The following is a 17,134-nucleotide window of genomic DNA, read 5'->3' as shown; positions in this document are numbered from 1 at the left end:
GCTCTAAATTGTATAGTTGAATTACTAAAAAAAGGAGTGGTATTGCAAAAATCAGACTTTACACTCTTTTATTGGTGAAAATATGAGTTTATTAGCTCTGAACTGCATTTTCAAGTTTGAAATTCTTCGGAGTGGTTTGCGTAAACTTCTTAAAGAAATTACTAAAATGAGAGGGTTCGTCAAAGCCCAATTGATAGGATAGTTCTTTATTACTTATATTACTAAAAATTAGAGAGCGCTTTGCTTCAAGCAAAATTTTATCTTGTATTAATTCTTTAGCCGATTTCCCAATTTGTGATTTTACGTATTTATTAAGGTAGTCTGATGTGACTGATAATTCATTAGAGTAGTACGCAACTTTGTGTTCTTTAGAGTACAATTGGTCAACTAACTTCTTAAATCTGATAAGCAGATTGTTTTCAACTAGGTTGTTAGGTGGTTTATTTTGGTAAATATTACAAGATAAGTTTGCCGAATTAATAAAAAATAATTTAAGCAGTGCCCCTAAAGCGTCAAGTTTATATTCATTCTCTTTTTGGTAATAGTCAATAATCTGCTGAGCTAGTTGCTCAAATACAATAAACTGATCGTTGTTAATATATAGAGGAGGAGTATCTCCGTATGAATTATATAAATATACCTTATTAACTAAATCATTATTAATTTGCTGGCTAGCCAAAAATGATGAAGTAAAATTAAATACCCATCCAGATGGCCTATCAGGAGTGACAAAACTATGCACTTGTCCTGGATAGATAACATGTAGCGAGGAGTTGTTTATTTCAAAGTTTTTAAAGTCAATTGTATGTGTGCCACTGCCATCTTTAACTAAAATTATAGTAAAATAGTTGTGGCGATGCGGTTCATCTGTTATTCCATCATTTTTATCAAATAGAGTTTCTATTCTTTTACAAACAAAATCTATGCGATTGCCTGCTTCATCAACGAGCTCTAAAACTTGTATGGTGTTTGCCATTCTTTACATCACTTATAAAACTAATAAACGCGCTAAATATAGTAAAGTTTATGAGTTAATAGTGATTATAAATTTTTTGAGCATTTAAGTTAGTTTGTTAACGATTATTAAATGCCTCTTATTCATAATGGATAAAAATACATATGGTTATGTCTTGTTAACTCATTGGTGGATTGGGTTTTGATATTTGAAAAGTGTGAAAAAACTAAACCGGTAGGGACTGGTAGGTAATTTGTAAGAAAATTTTATTATTATTGCACTACCAAGACAAAAATTAACGTTTGGGCTAAGTATTAAATAATAAACAACCATTTAATAAATTAAATAATTATGGCTAAGATAAGTGCTTTAATCGAAAAGATTAACGGTGGAGATAACCCATTTTTTAAAGAGATTTACGGAACCGATGCTGCTGTGTTAAAAGAGCAAGCAAATCGTTATACAGAGTATTTAAATGATTTTGGTGCAGTATATGGTACTGATGATGTAACATTATTTAGTTCTCCAGGTCGTACTGAAGTTGGCGGTAACCATACCGATCACCAATTAGGTCGTGTACTTGCAGGTGCTGTAAATCTTGATAATATTGCTGTAGCTTCTGCTAACGGAACTAATGTTGTTAAGATTAAATCAGTAGGTTTCGATCCATTTGAAGTTGATCTTTCTGATTTAGAAGTAACTGAATTTAAAGTAACTCCAGGTAACTTAGTGAAGTCTATTGCTAAAGGAATTACCGATTTAGGATTAAAAATTGGTGGTTTCGATGCTGTAATTCATGGTTGCGTGCCAGAAGGTTCAGGTTTAAGTTCTTCAGCTTCTTTTGAAGTATTAATTGGAGCTATCTTTAGTCATTTATTTAATGATGGAAAATTAGATCCTGTTGATAATGCTAAAATTGGACAAAAAGCAGAGCACGCTTGTAAGAAATTTTGTGGTTTAATGGATCAAACAGCTTGTGCTGTTGGTGGTTTTATTACTATTGATTTCGAAAATCCTGCAAATCCAATTGTTAAAGCATTAGATTTTGATTTTGCTAAAACAGGATATTCATTAGTAATTACTAATACTGGTGGTAGCCATGGTGGTTTAGATGCAGAGTATAATGCATTACCAGGTGAAATGAAAGCTGTTGCCAAAGAATTAGGACAAGAAGTTTTACGCCCACTTTCAATGGAAGATGTGGTTAAAGGTATTCCTTCTATCCGCGAAAAAGTTGGAGATCGTGCTATTTTACGTTCTATTCACTTCCAAGGTGATAACGCTCGTGTAGTAGAGCAAGTTGCGGCTTTAGAAGATAACAGATTCCAAGATTTCTTAGGAATGGTAATTGAGTCGGGTAATAGCTCATATATGTATAACCAAAATATTTTTGTAGGTGGAAAAACTACTGAGCAAAATGTAGCATTAGGTTTAGCATTATCTGATTTAGTATTAAAAGGTAAAGGTGCATGGCGTGTTCACGGTGGTGGATTTGCTGGTACAATCCAAGCCTTTGTACCAAACGATTTATTAGATACATATATTTCTACATTAGAGTCAGTATTTGGCGAAGGTAACTGTCATAAGTTATTTATTCGAGCTAAAGGATCGGTAAAAGTAGAATTATAATAATAACATAAACATTAAAAGTTGGGTCATTCATTTGGTCCAACTTTTTTTATTCATTACAAACTACAATAAAGAATTAAAGTTATCATGGGGAATTCAAAAACGAATTACACGGTACCTTTTGCTATTATGTCTTTTTTACTTTTTCTTTTGGGATTTGTAACATGGATTAATAACATATTGGTTCCATTTATGAAAATTCAGTTCAATATAACTGAAAGTCAGGCACAACTCGTAAGTGCTGCATTCTTTGGTGCATATATCATTTCCATCCCAGTGGGAGGTATGGTAAAAAAGGTTGGTTATAAAATGAGTGTAATTATAGGCTCCATTATTGTTGCCATTGGTTGTGCTATATTTGTTCCTGCTTTAAATATTGGCTATGGAATGGTTTTAGCAGGTTTATTTGTAACAGCTATCGGAGTTGTAATTTTACAAGTTGCTGCTAACCCTTATGTAATCGCCCTAGGAACGCCTGAAACTTCATCATCTCGTTTAACATTAGCAATGGCTATTAACTCATTAGCTGCAGTATTAGCTCCAATTATTGGAGGATATATTTTAGATTCAAGTGGTGATTCTGTTGTTGTTAATGAGCAATTAGCTAAAACTCTTTTTATCACTTTATCAGCAATAGCAGTAGGTACAGCAGCTTTACTTTACTTTATGCACTTACCTGATATTGAAGGAGACGAAGATTCCTCAGATGCAGCTAAAGGGCGCAGTGCTTGGAGCTACCCTCAAGTTGTATTAGGATTTATTGCCATAGGTATGTACATGGGACTTGAAGTAGGTGTAGGTAATTATTTCCTTAACTATGTTGAGTACAATGTAGCTGGTAAATCAATGGATTTTGCTTCTAAAATTTTAGGATTTTATCCATTAGGGTTCTTCTTTGGTCGTGTAATTGGAGCGGGGTTATTGAAGAAATATGAGCCAACAAAAGTATTACTTGTAAACTCAGTAATTTGTGTGGCTTTATTAGCAACATTCTTTATTACAAAAGGAAGTGCATTCTCAATTTGGCCATTAATTGCGCAAGGTTTATTCTTATCTATCATGTGGTCTGTATTATTCGATCTTTCAATGAAAGATGTACCTGCAAGCGCTGCAAAACAAGCTTCTGGTATTATTTGTACTGGTGTTGTATTCACAGGTATGTGGATGGTAATTATGGGTAAAGTTGTAGAAAACTCTACAATGACATTTAATGGTGCTGAAGTAACAAATTATGGAAGTGCTTATGCATTCTTCTTCTTATTTTACGCATACATTATTTTCTTTGCTTTGAAAGGTGCAAAAATCAGAAGAAACGCTTAAATTGGCATTCGTTTAAAAATAATAGATACATGCTAACAACAGCATAATATGATATAAATGCAAGTTTCAAATGAAGTACTACTTCATCGAGACTTGCATTTTTTATTTAGTAAAGAGATCATTTTTTTAATAATATAATCGATAAAATAATATGAAAGTTATTGATCAAGATAGTTTTAAAGGAACTTACAAAGGAAAAGAAGTAGCATTATTTACCTTAAAAAATAAAGGTGGAATGGTAGCGCAGGTTACTAATTTCGGGGCTAAAATTGTTAGTGTTTTAGCGGCTGATCGCGATGGTAACTATGCTGATGTTGTACAAGGCTACGAAACTATTGAAGAGTGGTTTAAGGGAATGCCATATTTTGGCGCCGTTTGTGGTCGTTTTGCCAATCGTATTAAGGATGGTAAATTTACTATTGATGGTGTTGACTATCAATTGCCAATTAACAATGGAACAAACAGTTTACACGGAGGACCAAACGGTTTTAACGATCAGGTGTTTGATGTTGAAGGTGGCGTAGTTGAAGCCAATGGAGGTGCATCTGTAAAAATGAGCTATGTAAGTGTTGATGGTGAAGAAGGATATCCAGGAACAGTTAAATTTAGCATTACTTATACATTAACTGAGGAAAACGAATTGGTGTTAGATTATTATGCTACCACTGATAAGACTACACATGTAAATATTTGTTCGCATTCTTTCTTCAACTTAGAAGGTGTTGAAAGTGGATCAACAGTAACTTCTCATGAGTTAATGATTAATGCTAAGGAATTTACACCTTACGATGATACTTGTGCGCCAACAGGCGAAATTAGAGCAGTAAAGGATACTCCAATGGATTTTACTGAAACTCATGTTATCGGTGATAGAATTGATGCTGATTATGAGCAATTGCAAATTGGTGTTGGTTACGATCATAACTGGATTTTAGATAAAGGAGCTGGGGAACTAGGTTTAGCAGCAGTTTACTCTGAACCAAAGTCGGGTAGAGGAATTGAGGTTTATACTACACAGCCAGGAATTCAAGTTTATACAGCAAACTGGCACGATGGCAGCGATGTAGGTAAAGGCGGAGTAGCTTATCAAAAGCGTTCGGCAATATGTCTTGAGACTCAGGGATTTCCTAATTCTCCTAACAAAGAAAACTTTCCAAGTTCTATCCTTAAACCAGGAGAAGAATATAAAGAATCTTGTGTATACAAGTTTGTAACAAAATAAAACACTACCAAATTGCCCGAATTTGCTATTTTTTGTGCAAATTCGGGCTCTAAAATTTACCAAAAAACATACTTTTAATTAAAAACTAAAAAATGACTTTATCAAAAAACAAAAGCAACTTATTGCCAATAATAATGATGTTCGCATTATTTGCGATGATATCATTTGTAACTGGGTTATCTAATCCTATTGGTGTAATTTGTAAAGCACAAGATGGTATTCCGAACTGGATGTCTCAACTAGGAAACTTTGGAAACTTTATAGCATATGCTGTAATGGGGCTTCCTGCAGGGATTATCCTTAAAAATAAAGGATACAAATTTACTGCTCTAACAGCCATCGGAGTGGGTATTATTGGAGTTGCAATACAAATGGTATCTGGCTATATGCCATATGCACCAGGCGATAACTTTATTCCAATATTTATGGTATACTTATTAGGTGCATTCGTTTCAGGATTCTCTATGTGTATGCTTAATACAGTTGTTAACCCAATGTTAAACACATTAGGTGGCGGTGGAAAATCCGGAAACCAATTGATTCAGTTTGGAGGGTCATTAAACTCTATGGCTGCTACAATTGTACCTATCTTAGGTGGAGCTTTAATTGGTACTATTACAAGAGAAACTTCTCTTCGTGATGCTATCCCAGCACTTCAAATTGCATTAGTTATTTTCCTTGTTGCATTTGCAGTTCTAGCAGCTGTAAAAATTCCAGAACCAGGTTTAGCTAAAGGAAGTGCTTCTAAAACTAAAGAAGATCATGGCCCAATGTCATTTCGCCATTTTGTGTTTGGTACGGTAGCTATATTTTTATACGTTGGTATTGAAGTTGGTATTCCTAACTTTATGAACCTTTTCTTAACAGCACCATTAACTCCAGAGGCTGGTGAAGCTGCTGGTATGGGCATCGACCCTGCTGCTGCTGGTACCGTAGTAGGTACATATTGGTTCTTAATGTTAATTGGTCGTTTATTAGGTGGTGCTTTAGGTGGAAAATACTCAGCTAAAGAACAATTGTTATTTGTTTCAGGTCTTGGTTTAATCCTTGTAGGTACTGGTATCTTTCTACCAAAATCAGTTACTGTTGAGATGCCTGTATTTTTAGCGGATATTAGCTTTGGTTTCCAAACGGTTCCATTATCTGTAATGTTTTTTGCATTATGTGGATTGTGTACGTCAATTATGTGGGGTGGAATTTTTAACCTTGCCGTAGAAGGAATTGGTAAATACACAGAGATGGGTGCCGGTATCTTTATGGTGATGGTTTGTGGTGGTGGAATATTACCACTTATCCAAGGAGGAGTTGCTGATGTAACACTTAGCTATACAGCCTCATTTTGGGTAATTGTTGCTGCTTTGGTTTACTTATTATGGTATGCTTTAGCAGGATGTAAAAATGTAAATACAGATATCCCTGTTGAGTAATTAGCGCGGATTGAATATAACTCGTCCTAAAATAAGTCTACAGGTTATTGTATAATAATATTATAATTCATATTAGTCCTCAAGGGTTGCCTTGGGGGCTATTTTTTTTCGATAAGTTTTCAACTCTTCATTCTATACGAAAGAAAATTTTATCCTTACGAAACCTATAATGGTAGTTGGTTGTGAATAGATAACTTTTTCTTGTTTTTATAAACATATTATTGGCCGTTATGATAGGGGAATTTTATCACATTTAATGTGATATATTGTAATGGTTTTTAAATGTTTGATGCAGATGTAAGGCACTGCAATACGTATTTAGTTCGCTAATTTCAATATTTCCTAAGTTTATATTTTTTTAGTCTTTAGTGAAATGGTGATTGATTGGGTGGATTAGACTTTTTCGTATAGAGATATTCAACTCCTATTCTATTATCGATAAGAGAAATATATTTTGATCTAGCCAAATATTCTAAAGAACATTAAACCTAATAATCGAGGTTCTTCAAAATATTTAATAATTGGTTCTGTCATTTGTCTAATTCAAAATGGTGGAAGGTTTCAGTAAATTGAATGGAGCAACATAGATATATCGCTTATTCTATCTATGCTATATACAATATAGTTTTATTGTACACTAATCTATAAATACTATATAGACTCTTTCTGTGGTTCTATGTAATTCAGTATATTCGCATTCTAATTATTATCAGATAAAAATGAGCATAGAAAAAGATATTATTAAAAGAAGTAATTCAAGTTGTGAACTTTGCGGATCAACTGAAAGTCTATCGATATATACGGTACCAGCCTCTCCAAAGGATGGTATTGATGCAAGCATTCATATATGTAATACTTGTGCCTCTCAAATTAACAACCCAGAAATGGTTGATGTTAATCATTGGCGCTGTTTAAATGACAGTATGTGGAGTGAAGTTCCGGCGGTACAAGTGATGGCTTGGCGTATGTTAAATCGCTTAAAAGCAGAAGGCTGGCCTCAGGATTTATTGGAGATGCTTTATTTTGATGAAGATATGAAAACATGGGCAGAAGCCGATGGTGATGGGGAAGAGGATGAGTTTGCCATTAAGCACATTGATAGTAATGGTGTTCGTTTACAAGCTGGAGATACTGTAGTTTTAATAAAAGATTTGAATGTTAAAGGCGGTGGATTTACGGCAAAAAGAGGTACTGCAGTAAGAGGAATCGGACTTGTGCATGATAATGCAGAGCAAATTGAAGGAAGAGTTAACGGGCAACACATTGTATTGCTAACACAATACGTTAAGAAAACGAATTAAAATACCATACCGTTTTAACTGAATAAGGCCTTGTGACTGATGTTGCAAGGCCTTTCTGTTATAAAGGCTCTAATAGTCAATAATCAGATAAACACTCGATTAATAATTATTAGTAACTTATCATTTTTATAAAACTGATTTGATATGAAGGCTGAAATTATTGAATTACTTACAATTGGAGATAAGTTTATTGCTGAAGAAATACAAAGGATACTTGAAGATAAAGGGATTTATGCCCTATTAGAGTCTGATAACCCTGCCTCATCATTTTTAAATACCTCTGTTGGTACAGGTACAATTGAGAATATAAGTATAAAAATAAACAGTTTAGATTACGAAAAAGCAAGCACTGTTATAAAAGACACTAGCTACAGTGATTTGCTAACTAAATCATAACCGACTTAAGGCCAAAGTGTAAACTATTTATACGAAAAAAGGGAAACTAAATAATTAGCTTCCCTTTTTTGCGGTCTGGACGGGACTCGAACCCGCGACCTCCGGCGTGACAGGCCGGCATTCTAACCAGCTGAACTACCAGACCCGGTCTTTTTGTTTTTTATATAATGCGGTCTGGACGGGACTCGAACCCGCGACCTCCGGCGTGACAGGCCGGCATTCTAACCAGCTGAACTACCAGACCAGTATATAAAAAACAGTATTTCAAGTTTTATTTTTCACAACAAGTTATTGTTCAAGTAACTTTTAACTAGCGGTCTGGACGGGACTCGAACCCGCGACCTCCGGCGTGACAGGCCGGCATTCTAACCAGCTGAACTACCAGACCAGTTATGTGAAAAATGTTTTGTATTTCCTTATTTATCTCTAAAGAGATTAACTAGCGGTCTGGACGGGACTCGAACCCGCGACCTCCGGCGTGACAGGCCGGCATTCTAACCAGCTGAACTACCAGACCAGTTATAAGGAAATGTACTTTAGATTTTTTCTTTATCTCCAAAGAGATTAACTAGCGGTCTGGACGGGACTCGAACCCGCGACCTCCGGCGTGACAGGCCGGCATTCTAACCAGCTGAACTACCAGACCAGTTTAGAAAAAATCTTCAAATACGTTTACATTTTAGATTTCTTCTTTATCTCCAAGGAGATTAACTGGCGGTCTGGACGGGACTCGAACCCGCGACCTCCGGCGTGACAGGCCGGCATTCTAACCAGCTGAACTACCAGACCAGTTTAGAAGAAATCTTCAAATATTTTTATGCTTTAAAGAGATTATTACGTTTAATAAGCTCCGTTTTACTAGCGGTCTGGACGGGACTCGAACCCGCGACCTCCGGCGTGACAGGCCGGCATTCTAACCAGCTGAACTACCAGACCAGTATTGTTTTTCATTAAAGCGATGCAAAGATAGAGGTTCTTTTTCTATTTGCAACAGTAAGGGGCTTTATTTTGCAATTATTTTCGAGGTAAAATGAGCCATATTGCAATAGCTATCTACAATACAGGGTCTTAGTGCTTGAAATTATTTTATGTTTTTCATTAACAAATATTCAAGATATGTCAATTGTCATATCATAGCACTATTTATAGGCCAATATGCAAATTATTGCTTAGAGGAAATAATTAGATACTTAACATATTTGAATAAAAACTACCTCAATGGTTTCAATAAATATTCTAAACCATTGAGTTTAATTTCATACAATGTTGATAATAACATTCCTATTTTCCCTTCGGGGAATCCTTTCTGATGATACCATGCCAAATAGAATTCAGGTAAGTCACATATTATTCTTCCTTTATATTTTCCATAAGGCATTCGCATTCTTACTAATTCAAGTAATATCTTGTTATCCATATATATTATTTCTTACTTATATCTGTCTTATAATAGTCCATTAGCTTCTAGCATTGCTAAATTACTAGGCAAGCTAAAAAAATATTTAGAAATCCATTCTCTATTATGCTTGAATGTTGATGTATGTTGTATTGCAACTTTTAAAAGTAAGGACATAATCATTTTAAATCTCTTATTACTCTCTTAATTTATATAGTAGTCTATAAGACTATGAATATGGTTTCTTGAAATCACTCATTTTAGGATAATAATTTATCACTTATTCAAATAATTAGTCCACATGAATTGATATGCATTATGTTTTCTATGCGAATACAATAAATGTAGACAAAAAAATAGAAGTCAAATTTCATGGCTAAGGTACATATTCTGAGAAAGTAATAGGCTGTGGTGTATTGCAAAGATAAAAACACTTTAAATAAATATTAAGTTTTTGGTAGGGTAAAGGAATTTTCGAACGGTATTAATGAATAACAGAAAAATCTCTAGAAATATGATTAGAAAAATTCAATTATTATTATGTGCAATTATTGTCTCCATAAATGGTGTAGCTCAAGATTCACAGGTTACGCAAGATTTAGAAATGTGGACGTCTGTTGCGGTTCAGAAAAAAGTCTTTAATAATAAACTATCATTAAATCTAAACCAGCAATTCAGGTTCGATGAAAACTCAAGCAGACTGTACGAATACTTTACGCGAATTAAAGCAGATTACGAAATTTTTAATAATCTATATCTGGGAGCTGGTTATCGTTTTATAAAAACTGGTAATTCAGACAAAGGCTTTAGCACCGAATATAGATTTAATACTGACATCACCTATAAACAAAAAATAGACAGGATTCGATTATCATATCGTTTAAGGTATCAGAATAGGACAAATGCTAAGAATAAAGATTTATCAAATAAAAAATATAGGTTCAGGTTAAAGCTAGACTACAATATTAAAAACTGGAAGTATGATCCATTCTTTGCATCTGAGATTTTCTATGCAAAAAAAGACTATAATGAAAGTTATATAGATGAAGTAAAAGATTATAATACTATTTCTGATTTCCAGAAGATACGCTTTCAGGTAGGGACAACAAAAAAAACAGGTAAGGTTGGTGTTGTTAAAATATTTTATATGCTTGAATATCAATTTGCCGATTATCAGGCAAGCTATGGTAATGCAATTACCACTAATAATATAGGTATCAATTACACATTTAAACTTTAAACCATGAAACGATATATAATATTTATATTAAGCATTATCACAATAAGTGCTTGTACGGAAGAAGTAATAATAGAACCTGGATTGGGCTATGATGATTGGAGCGAAGCAACTCATAGTAGCAGCTCACCAGACTATAATCAGGTATTTGTAACTAATGAAGTACAAAGACTTGATATAGTTATTGAAGAGGAGTATTGGGATGCTATGCAATCCGATTTAATGTCAATTGTTGGAACGACAACAAATCAGGGTGGCGGTGGAAGACAAATGCCTGGTGGTATGCCAGGGGGTATGCCTGGAGGAATGCCAGAGGGTATGCCAACATCAACCGATAGTGAAAATCCCATTTATGTTCCATGCCAAGTATTCTATAATGATAAGCAATGGTTTGATGTAGGCATTAGATATAAAGGTAATTCAAGTTTAAAGCTTGCTTATAAAGATGGTGCCAGGAAATTTCCATTTCGTTTAGAGTTTAATCATTTCGAAGATGAGAACCCATACATATGGGGTCAAAACTTTTATGGTTTTCAACAACTGTCATTTAGTAGTGGATATCATGATTTGTCGTTGATGAGAGAAATGATAACACCTGGTTTATTTCGAGATTTTGGAGTTCCTGCGGCTAAAACTGCCTTTTATAGAATCTATGTAGATCATGGTGAAGGTTCTGAATATTTTGGATTATACACTATGGTTGAGATTATCTTTGATACAATGATAAAAGAACAGTTTGAAGGTGAAAATGGTAATTGCTATAAACCTGATCAGGAAGGAGCATATCTAACCAATGCCAATGTTTTAAATGAAACCACCATGCCAAATAAAACAAATGAGGGCGATTACAGTGATGTTACTAATCTGATAAATGCATTAAATAGTTCGTTACGTACTAGCAATGTGGAACAATGGAGACAGGAGCTTGAAAAAACAATTGATATGGAACAGTATTTAAAGTATTTAGCAGCAAATACTACCATTGCTAATTGGGATACCTATGGTTTGATGTCACATAATTATTACTTATATACAAACCCTGGTGATGGCAGAATAAATTGGATTCCTTGGGATAATAATGAATCATTAACAATGACAGGTTCTAGGGATGCTCTCGAATTTGATTTTAGTAATATGGAAAACCCAGAGTCATGGCCGTTAATAAATTTCATATACAATGACGAAGTTTATCATGCTAAGTATATCGCGTATATAAACGAATTTGTTCAGCAAGTATTTACTCCCGAGAATGTTCAAGGGATAATAAATAGTTATGCAAGCATAATAGAAGAATATACCATAGGAAGTCAAGGCGAGTCTGGTGATTACTCATTTTTGGTTTCAGATTCTGATTGGACAGAAGCTGTTTCTGAATTAAATAGTTATGTAACTCAAAGGTATGATGATGCTAATGAGTTTGTTGAAGAGAATAATTAATTTTTTGTACACTTATAAATAGGGCAGTGTAAAAATTCAATAATAATCTTTTAACCAAGCTCACCTTTTTTATAATATACATTTAATAAGGAATAATAGACTCAAAAAATAAATAGATATACAGATGAAGAATTTTATGATTATAATTTTTCTTTTTTCGATAACAGCAACCGTGTTTTCGCAAAGTGAAAAAAAAGCAAAGAAGTATCACGTGAAAACAGTTACAATTAACGAAACTGTTCTTGATAATGGAAATAACAAAGAGTTAATAGAAGAAAAAGCTTTTGATGAAAAAGGAAAGCTCACGGAACACAAGGAGTATAATGACAATAAAATTAAAACGTGGAAAAAGTACACTTATACACAGGATGGAAATATTGAAAGCGAACAAACCCTGAATGCAAAAGGGGTAATAATAAAGAAGATAGTTTACAAATATTCAAATGGACTTAAAATCAGTAAGAGCTATTACGATTCAAAAGATCGTTTAAAAAAACAAAAATATTATGAGTACAACTATTATGAATAAATTAACAGACTTGCTCAATAATATGCAAGCAATTAATTTAAACGAAATGGATCATGTTAAATTAATGCGTAGGAGGGATACAAAATATGTAATACCTACAATTAAACTACCATCAATTTTAAATGATATTAAAAATCAATATAGAATCCTTGAAATAGATAAAAAACGAATACATCCGTATCAAACATTGTATTATGATACACCGATGTTTAGTATGTATCAGGCTCATCATAACCACAGGTTAAATAGGTACAAAATTCGAGAACGTAAGTATTTAACTTCTGATGATACTTTTTTAGAAATAAAGTTTAAAAATAATAAGGGAGAAACTCAAAAAAAACGTATCAAGTACAGTTTTAAAAAAACCATGAGGGATGATGTAAGAAGTAGTGCTTTTTTATATTTGAACTCGCCATATAGTAGAGACGAAATAGAGCCAGCTTTGGAAAATTCGTTTCATAGAATAACACTCGTTAATAAAGTAAAGCCAGAACGAGTAACAATTGATTTAGGACTCATGTTTTCAAAATCTAAAGAAGAGGATAGTCTGGAAGTTCCTAACCTTGTTGTAATTGAGATTAAACGCGATTTAGATGCTGGTAATTCAGAAATTGTTGATGTATTGCATGAAAGAAGATTAAAGTCTCAAGGCTTTAGTAAATATTGCATGGGAACGGCATTGGTAAATAAAACAGTAAGAACCAACCTTTTTAAAGCTAAGATGAGACGTATCGGAAAATTTGAAAAAAATATGGTTGCTAATTTTTAAAAGAAGAAAGATGGAAATATTTAATATGGAATTGATTGATGTAGAGGATTTTTTAAAGTTGGTAACCAGGTTTGCCTTAAATGCATTTGTATTAATAATATTGGTGCGGGTACTTTACTACTCTGGCTCAAAACGAAAAGATTATCTGTTTACATATATTCTTATTGGATTTATTGTATTTTTAATGTGCTTTTTGCTTGAAAATGTGAAGCTTGAGCTAGGTTTTGCACTTGGTTTGTTTGCAATTTTTGGAATAATTAGATATCGAACAAGGCAGATAGAAATAAAAGAAATGACTTATTTGTTCTTAGTCATAGGAGTATCGGTTATAAATGCTTTAGCTAATAAGAAGATTAGCTATGCAGAATTATTATTTACAAATGCGAGTTTAATTTTTGTAACCTATTTGCTCGAAAAGGTATTTCTATTAAAGCATGAATCAAGGAAGATTATAGAATATGATAAAATTGATTTAATAAAGCCTGAAAATTACCCTCTTTTATTAAGTGATGTAGAAGCAAGAACAGGCCTTAAGGTAAATAGAATTGACATTGGTAAAATTGACTTTTTAAGAGATTCAGCTAAATTACATATCCATTATTTTGAGACTCATAACGAAGTCAATTTCGCCGATGAATACAATACGGATGAGTGAAAAATATAAGAGATAATCAAGAATTAAAAATATTGAAGTAAAAGCGAGGTTAGTCTCCAAAATAGAAAGAGTGTTCAATAAAGAGCACTCTTTTTTTTGTCAAAGCTGTAAGTATCTAACCTTAACGTAGACTCTTGCGTCAAACTTAAACCAGAATACGATAATAATTGATGAATGATCTACAGCTTAACCAGAGAAAGAAAACTCGCAATGCCTATGTAGAAACTATAAAACGATTTGGAGTTTATATAGAACTAGTTATAAGTGTAAATTGAAGGTAACAATAGAACGCTAAAGAATCATATACAGGTATACTATCATAGACTAATTAAATATATTTTGTCAGGAATATTTTTCAATTTAAAGAACATGCTCTATAGATTTTAAGTGCAGATTTCTTTGCAACTCTTAAAATGTTAAGTAATTGTGAAATATTTCTTAAAGCCTGTAGTATATCAAATTACAGGCCTTTTTATGATGTAACTAGTTTTATATTACTCACTATTTAGTATTCGTGGCAAAATAATTAATGAGCATTTCTTTATAATTATTTGCATCATCAATATTACTTCCATCAGGTGCCCATGATGCAAAATCTTCAGGAGCTAAGGGATCAAATGGCCCAGGTTTTACTTCATATATTACAGTGTTCTCTATAAGAGGGATAAGCATATGCCATTCACCTGCTTTTAAATCCACACCACCGTTTCAGTATTAGGACCCATATTCAAACAATCTTTTACTTTCCCATCTTCATAAAAACTAAAAAACAGTAATTCTCCACTCAAAACAATAATCGATTCCTCTTTAGCAGGGTTTGTATGCCTATGTGGCCTTATGTATGTTTCAGGCTCAAGGGTATTTAGAAGCCTATGTACCGGGTTTTCCATTTCATCATGGAAATTATGATTGATACGCTTGCGTTTATTTAAACGTGCTTTTTCAGAAGTTTCAGAAAGAAGTTTATGGTTAATTATCTTCATTTATATTTATTCTTATTTTGTGATAACTAGAAGTAAGGTTGATATTATTTATCAATTTAGAATTAATGTAGCTATACAATTTATTAACTAATCAATAGATTAACAATATTAATTCGTATTAGAAAAGCAAAGTCTATTGTTTTAACATATATATGCTGTAGAACATGGAGTGCTTTAGCTTAATAATACACTCTACGAAGCCCATAAATATTGAGGTGTAGAGGTTTTTCTTTTTAAAGAAATATTTCTTTAATATGTGTGATTATTTACCATGTTTGACTTATATTTGCGCTCGTTATTTTGATAATAAAAAATTCGATTAGAACAGATATGTCATTTAAAAAAATTACACCAGAAGAAGCAGCATCATACATTCATCATGATGCAACTGTAGCGTTCAGTGGTTTTACACCAGCAGGTTCGCCTAAAGTAGTACCTGCAGCAATAGCAGCGAAAGCTGAGAAAGAGCACGAAGCTGGAAGAGAGTTTAAAATTGGAGTTATCTCAGGAGCATCAACAGGTGACTCTTTAGATGGAAAATTAGCTAGAGCTAATGCAGTTAAATTCCGTACGCCTTACCAGTCTAATAAAGACTTAAGAAACGCTATTAATAGTGGTGAAGTTGAGTATTTCGATATGCACTTATCTGCATTAGCTCAAGAAATGCGTTATGGCTTTTTTGGTGATATTGATGTGGCTATCATTGAAGCGGCAGATGTTTCTCCTAACGGTGAAGTTGTTTTAACTTCAGGTGTAGGTATTTCTCCAACGGCTGCTAAGTTAGCTAAAAGAGTTATTATTGAGTTAAATACAAATCACCCAGCATATATTAAAGGTTTACACGATATCTATGAGCCTTTAGATCCTCCATACAGAAAATCTATTCCAGTTCATGCTCCTGATATGCGTATTGGTGATTCTGTATTAAGAATCGATCCTGCTAAAATTATGGGTATCGTTGAGAACAATGCTCCTGACGAAACAGGTGGTTTTGCTCCAGTTGACGAGGTTACTGCTAAAATTGGTGATAACGTAGCAAGTTTCTTAGCTGGCGAATTACGTAAAGGTACTATTCCTGAGGAGTTTTTACCAATTCAATCGGGTGTAGGTAACATTGCAAATGCCGTTTTAGGTTCATTAGGATCTAATGAGGATATTCCTCCATTTAAAATGTACACTGAGGTTATTCAAGAGTCGGTTATTGAATTAATGAAAAAAGGTGATATTACTTTCGCTTCTGGTTGTTCATTAACGGTTTCGCCTCCAGTATTAGATGAGATTTATAAAGATTACGATTTCTTTAAAGATAAATTAGTTCTTCGTCCGCAAGAGATTTCTAACAACCCTGAGTTAGTACGTCAGTTAGGATTAATTACTATTAATACTGCAATTGAAGCAGATATCTTTGGTAACATTAATAGTACGCATATTTTAGGTACAAAAATGATGAATGGTATTGGTGGTTCGGGTGACTTTACTCGTAACTCATTCCTTTCAATATTTACTTGTCCTTCAGTTGCTAAAGGTGGAGCTATCTCTGCTATTGTTCCTTTGGTATCTCACCAAGATCACTCAGAGCACTCGGTTAAAGTATTAATTACTGAGCAAGGTGTTGCCGATTTAAGAGGAAAATCTCCTCGTCAGCGTGCAGAAACAATTATCGAGAATTGTGTACACCCTGATTACAAAGACTTAATGAGAGATTATTTAGCGCAAACTGATGGTGAGCCTCAAACTCCACAAGCATTGAAATCAGTATTCAATATGCACAGTGAGTTTTTATCTTCAGGTGATATGAGAAAAACTAAATGGTAATCTACCATTTTAGCTAATAATATATAATGAGGGGGTTGTTCGTAAGAGCAACCCTTTTTTTTA

14 protein-coding genes, 7 tRNA genes and 1 pseudogene are annotated in these 17,134 nt (G+C 33.5%); 12 read left to right on the top strand and 10 right to left on the bottom strand.

Going from position 1 to position 17,134, the window contains the following annotated elements; translation table 11 throughout:
* Positions 1–91: 91 nt before the first annotated feature.
* Positions 92–976, bottom strand: a complete 885-nt coding sequence (locus A8B35_RS06085; RefSeq protein ID WP_075602454.1) for an AraC family transcriptional regulator — start codon at positions 974–976, stop codon at positions 92–94.
* A 330-nt stretch (positions 977–1,306) separates the two neighbouring features.
* Between A8B35_RS06085 and A8B35_RS06080 the strand changes: the two genes are divergently transcribed.
* The 6 genes from A8B35_RS06080 (at position 1,307) to A8B35_RS06055 (ending at position 8,250) form a co-directional block, all read left to right on the top strand.
* Positions 1,307–2,584, top strand: coding sequence for a galactokinase (locus A8B35_RS06080; RefSeq protein WP_075602453.1), 1,278 nt, complete (start codon positions 1,307–1,309; stop codon positions 2,582–2,584).
* A gap of 87 nt (positions 2,585–2,671) precedes the next feature.
* The gene (locus tag A8B35_RS06075; RefSeq protein ID WP_075602452.1) at positions 2,672–3,904 is read left to right on the top strand and encodes an MFS transporter; all 1,233 of its coding nucleotides are present in this window, start codon (positions 2,672–2,674) and stop codon (positions 3,902–3,904) included.
* Positions 3,905–4,055: 151 nt separating this feature from the next.
* Positions 4,056–5,126 carry an aldose epimerase family protein gene (locus A8B35_RS06070; protein WP_075602451.1) on the top strand — a complete coding sequence of 357 codons (1,071 nt, stop codon included), beginning with the start codon at positions 4,056–4,058 and terminating at the stop codon, positions 5,124–5,126.
* Positions 5,127–5,218: 92 nt separating this feature from the next.
* A complete protein-coding gene (locus tag A8B35_RS06065) occupies positions 5,219–6,553 on the top strand; it encodes an MFS transporter (RefSeq protein ID WP_075602450.1) in 1,335 nt (444 codons plus the stop codon).
* 719 nt (positions 6,554–7,272) lie between these two features.
* Positions 7,273–7,854: a PhnA domain-containing protein gene (locus tag A8B35_RS23670; RefSeq protein WP_075602449.1), complete on the top strand. Its 582-nt coding sequence runs from the start codon at positions 7,273–7,275 to the stop codon at positions 7,852–7,854.
* Positions 7,855–7,998: 144 nt separating this feature from the next.
* On the top strand, positions 7,999–8,250 hold the full coding sequence (locus A8B35_RS06055) for a putative signal transducing protein (RefSeq protein WP_075602448.1): 252 nt from the start codon (positions 7,999–8,001) through the stop codon (positions 8,248–8,250).
* 71 nt (positions 8,251–8,321) lie between these two features.
* Here the strand turns inward: A8B35_RS06055 and A8B35_RS06050 are convergent.
* The 8 genes from A8B35_RS06050 to A8B35_RS06015 all read right to left on the bottom strand — a co-directional run bounded on the left by A8B35_RS06050 (position 8,322) and on the right by A8B35_RS06015 (position 9,667).
* A tRNA-Asp gene (locus A8B35_RS06050) sits at positions 8,322–8,395 on the bottom strand.
* Between the two features lie 25 nt (positions 8,396–8,420).
* Positions 8,421–8,494 (bottom strand) — tRNA-Asp (locus A8B35_RS06045).
* A gap of 70 nt (positions 8,495–8,564) precedes the next feature.
* Positions 8,565–8,638 (bottom strand) — tRNA-Asp (locus A8B35_RS06040).
* A 55-nt stretch (positions 8,639–8,693) separates the two neighbouring features.
* Positions 8,694–8,767 (bottom strand) — tRNA-Asp (locus A8B35_RS06035).
* Between the two features lie 55 nt (positions 8,768–8,822).
* Positions 8,823–8,896, bottom strand: a tRNA-Asp gene (locus tag A8B35_RS06030).
* 66 nt (positions 8,897–8,962) lie between these two features.
* Positions 8,963–9,039: transfer RNA gene (locus tag A8B35_RS06025), tRNA-Asp, on the bottom strand.
* 73 nt (positions 9,040–9,112) lie between these two features.
* Positions 9,113–9,186 (bottom strand) — tRNA-Asp (locus A8B35_RS06020).
* Between the two features lie 274 nt (positions 9,187–9,460).
* A complete protein-coding gene (locus tag A8B35_RS06015; protein ID WP_075602447.1) occupies positions 9,461–9,667 on the bottom strand; it encodes a DUF3820 family protein in 207 nt (68 codons plus the stop codon).
* Between the two features lie 493 nt (positions 9,668–10,160).
* Between A8B35_RS06015 and A8B35_RS06010 the strand changes: the two genes are divergently transcribed.
* The 5 genes from A8B35_RS06010 to A8B35_RS05990 all read left to right on the top strand — a co-directional run bounded on the left by A8B35_RS06010 (position 10,161) and on the right by A8B35_RS05990 (position 14,273).
* The gene (locus tag A8B35_RS06010) at positions 10,161–10,886 is read left to right on the top strand and encodes a DUF2490 domain-containing protein (protein WP_075602446.1); all 726 of its coding nucleotides are present in this window, start codon (positions 10,161–10,163) and stop codon (positions 10,884–10,886) included.
* A 3-nt stretch (positions 10,887–10,889) separates the two neighbouring features.
* A complete protein-coding gene (locus A8B35_RS06005) occupies positions 10,890–12,320 on the top strand; it encodes a CotH kinase family protein (protein ID WP_075602445.1) in 1,431 nt (476 codons plus the stop codon).
* Between the two features lie 124 nt (positions 12,321–12,444).
* Entirely contained in the window at positions 12,445–12,849 is a 405-nt protein-coding gene (locus tag A8B35_RS06000; protein ID WP_075602444.1) for a hypothetical protein, read from the top strand.
* Complete coding sequence (locus A8B35_RS05995) at positions 12,827–13,618, top strand: polyphosphate polymerase domain-containing protein (RefSeq protein ID WP_083634341.1); 792 nt, start codon at positions 12,827–12,829, stop codon at positions 13,616–13,618. Before A8B35_RS06000 ends, A8B35_RS05995 begins: the two co-directional genes overlap by 23 nt.
* A gap of 10 nt (positions 13,619–13,628) precedes the next feature.
* A complete protein-coding gene (locus A8B35_RS05990) occupies positions 13,629–14,273 on the top strand; it encodes a DUF4956 domain-containing protein (protein ID WP_075602443.1) in 645 nt (214 codons plus the stop codon).
* Between the two features lie 501 nt (positions 14,274–14,774).
* Here A8B35_RS05990 and A8B35_RS23665 read toward each other — a convergent pair.
* Positions 14,775–15,256, bottom strand: a pseudogene (locus tag A8B35_RS23665) (WbuC family cupin fold metalloprotein).
* 330 nt (positions 15,257–15,586) lie between these two features.
* Between A8B35_RS23665 and A8B35_RS05980 the strand changes: the two are divergent.
* Positions 15,587–17,071 carry a succinate CoA transferase gene (locus A8B35_RS05980; protein WP_075602442.1) on the top strand — a complete coding sequence of 495 codons (1,485 nt, stop codon included), beginning with the start codon at positions 15,587–15,589 and terminating at the stop codon, positions 17,069–17,071.
* The last annotated feature ends 63 nt before the right edge of the window (positions 17,072–17,134 follow it).

It is taken from the genome of Saccharicrinis aurantiacus (assembly GCF_001660705.2).
Taxonomy (GTDB): domain Bacteria; phylum Bacteroidota; class Bacteroidia; order Bacteroidales; family Marinilabiliaceae; genus Saccharicrinis; species Saccharicrinis aurantiacus.
Note: the sequence above shows the minus strand (reverse complement) of the source record. Positions and strands in the feature narration are given on the sequence as shown.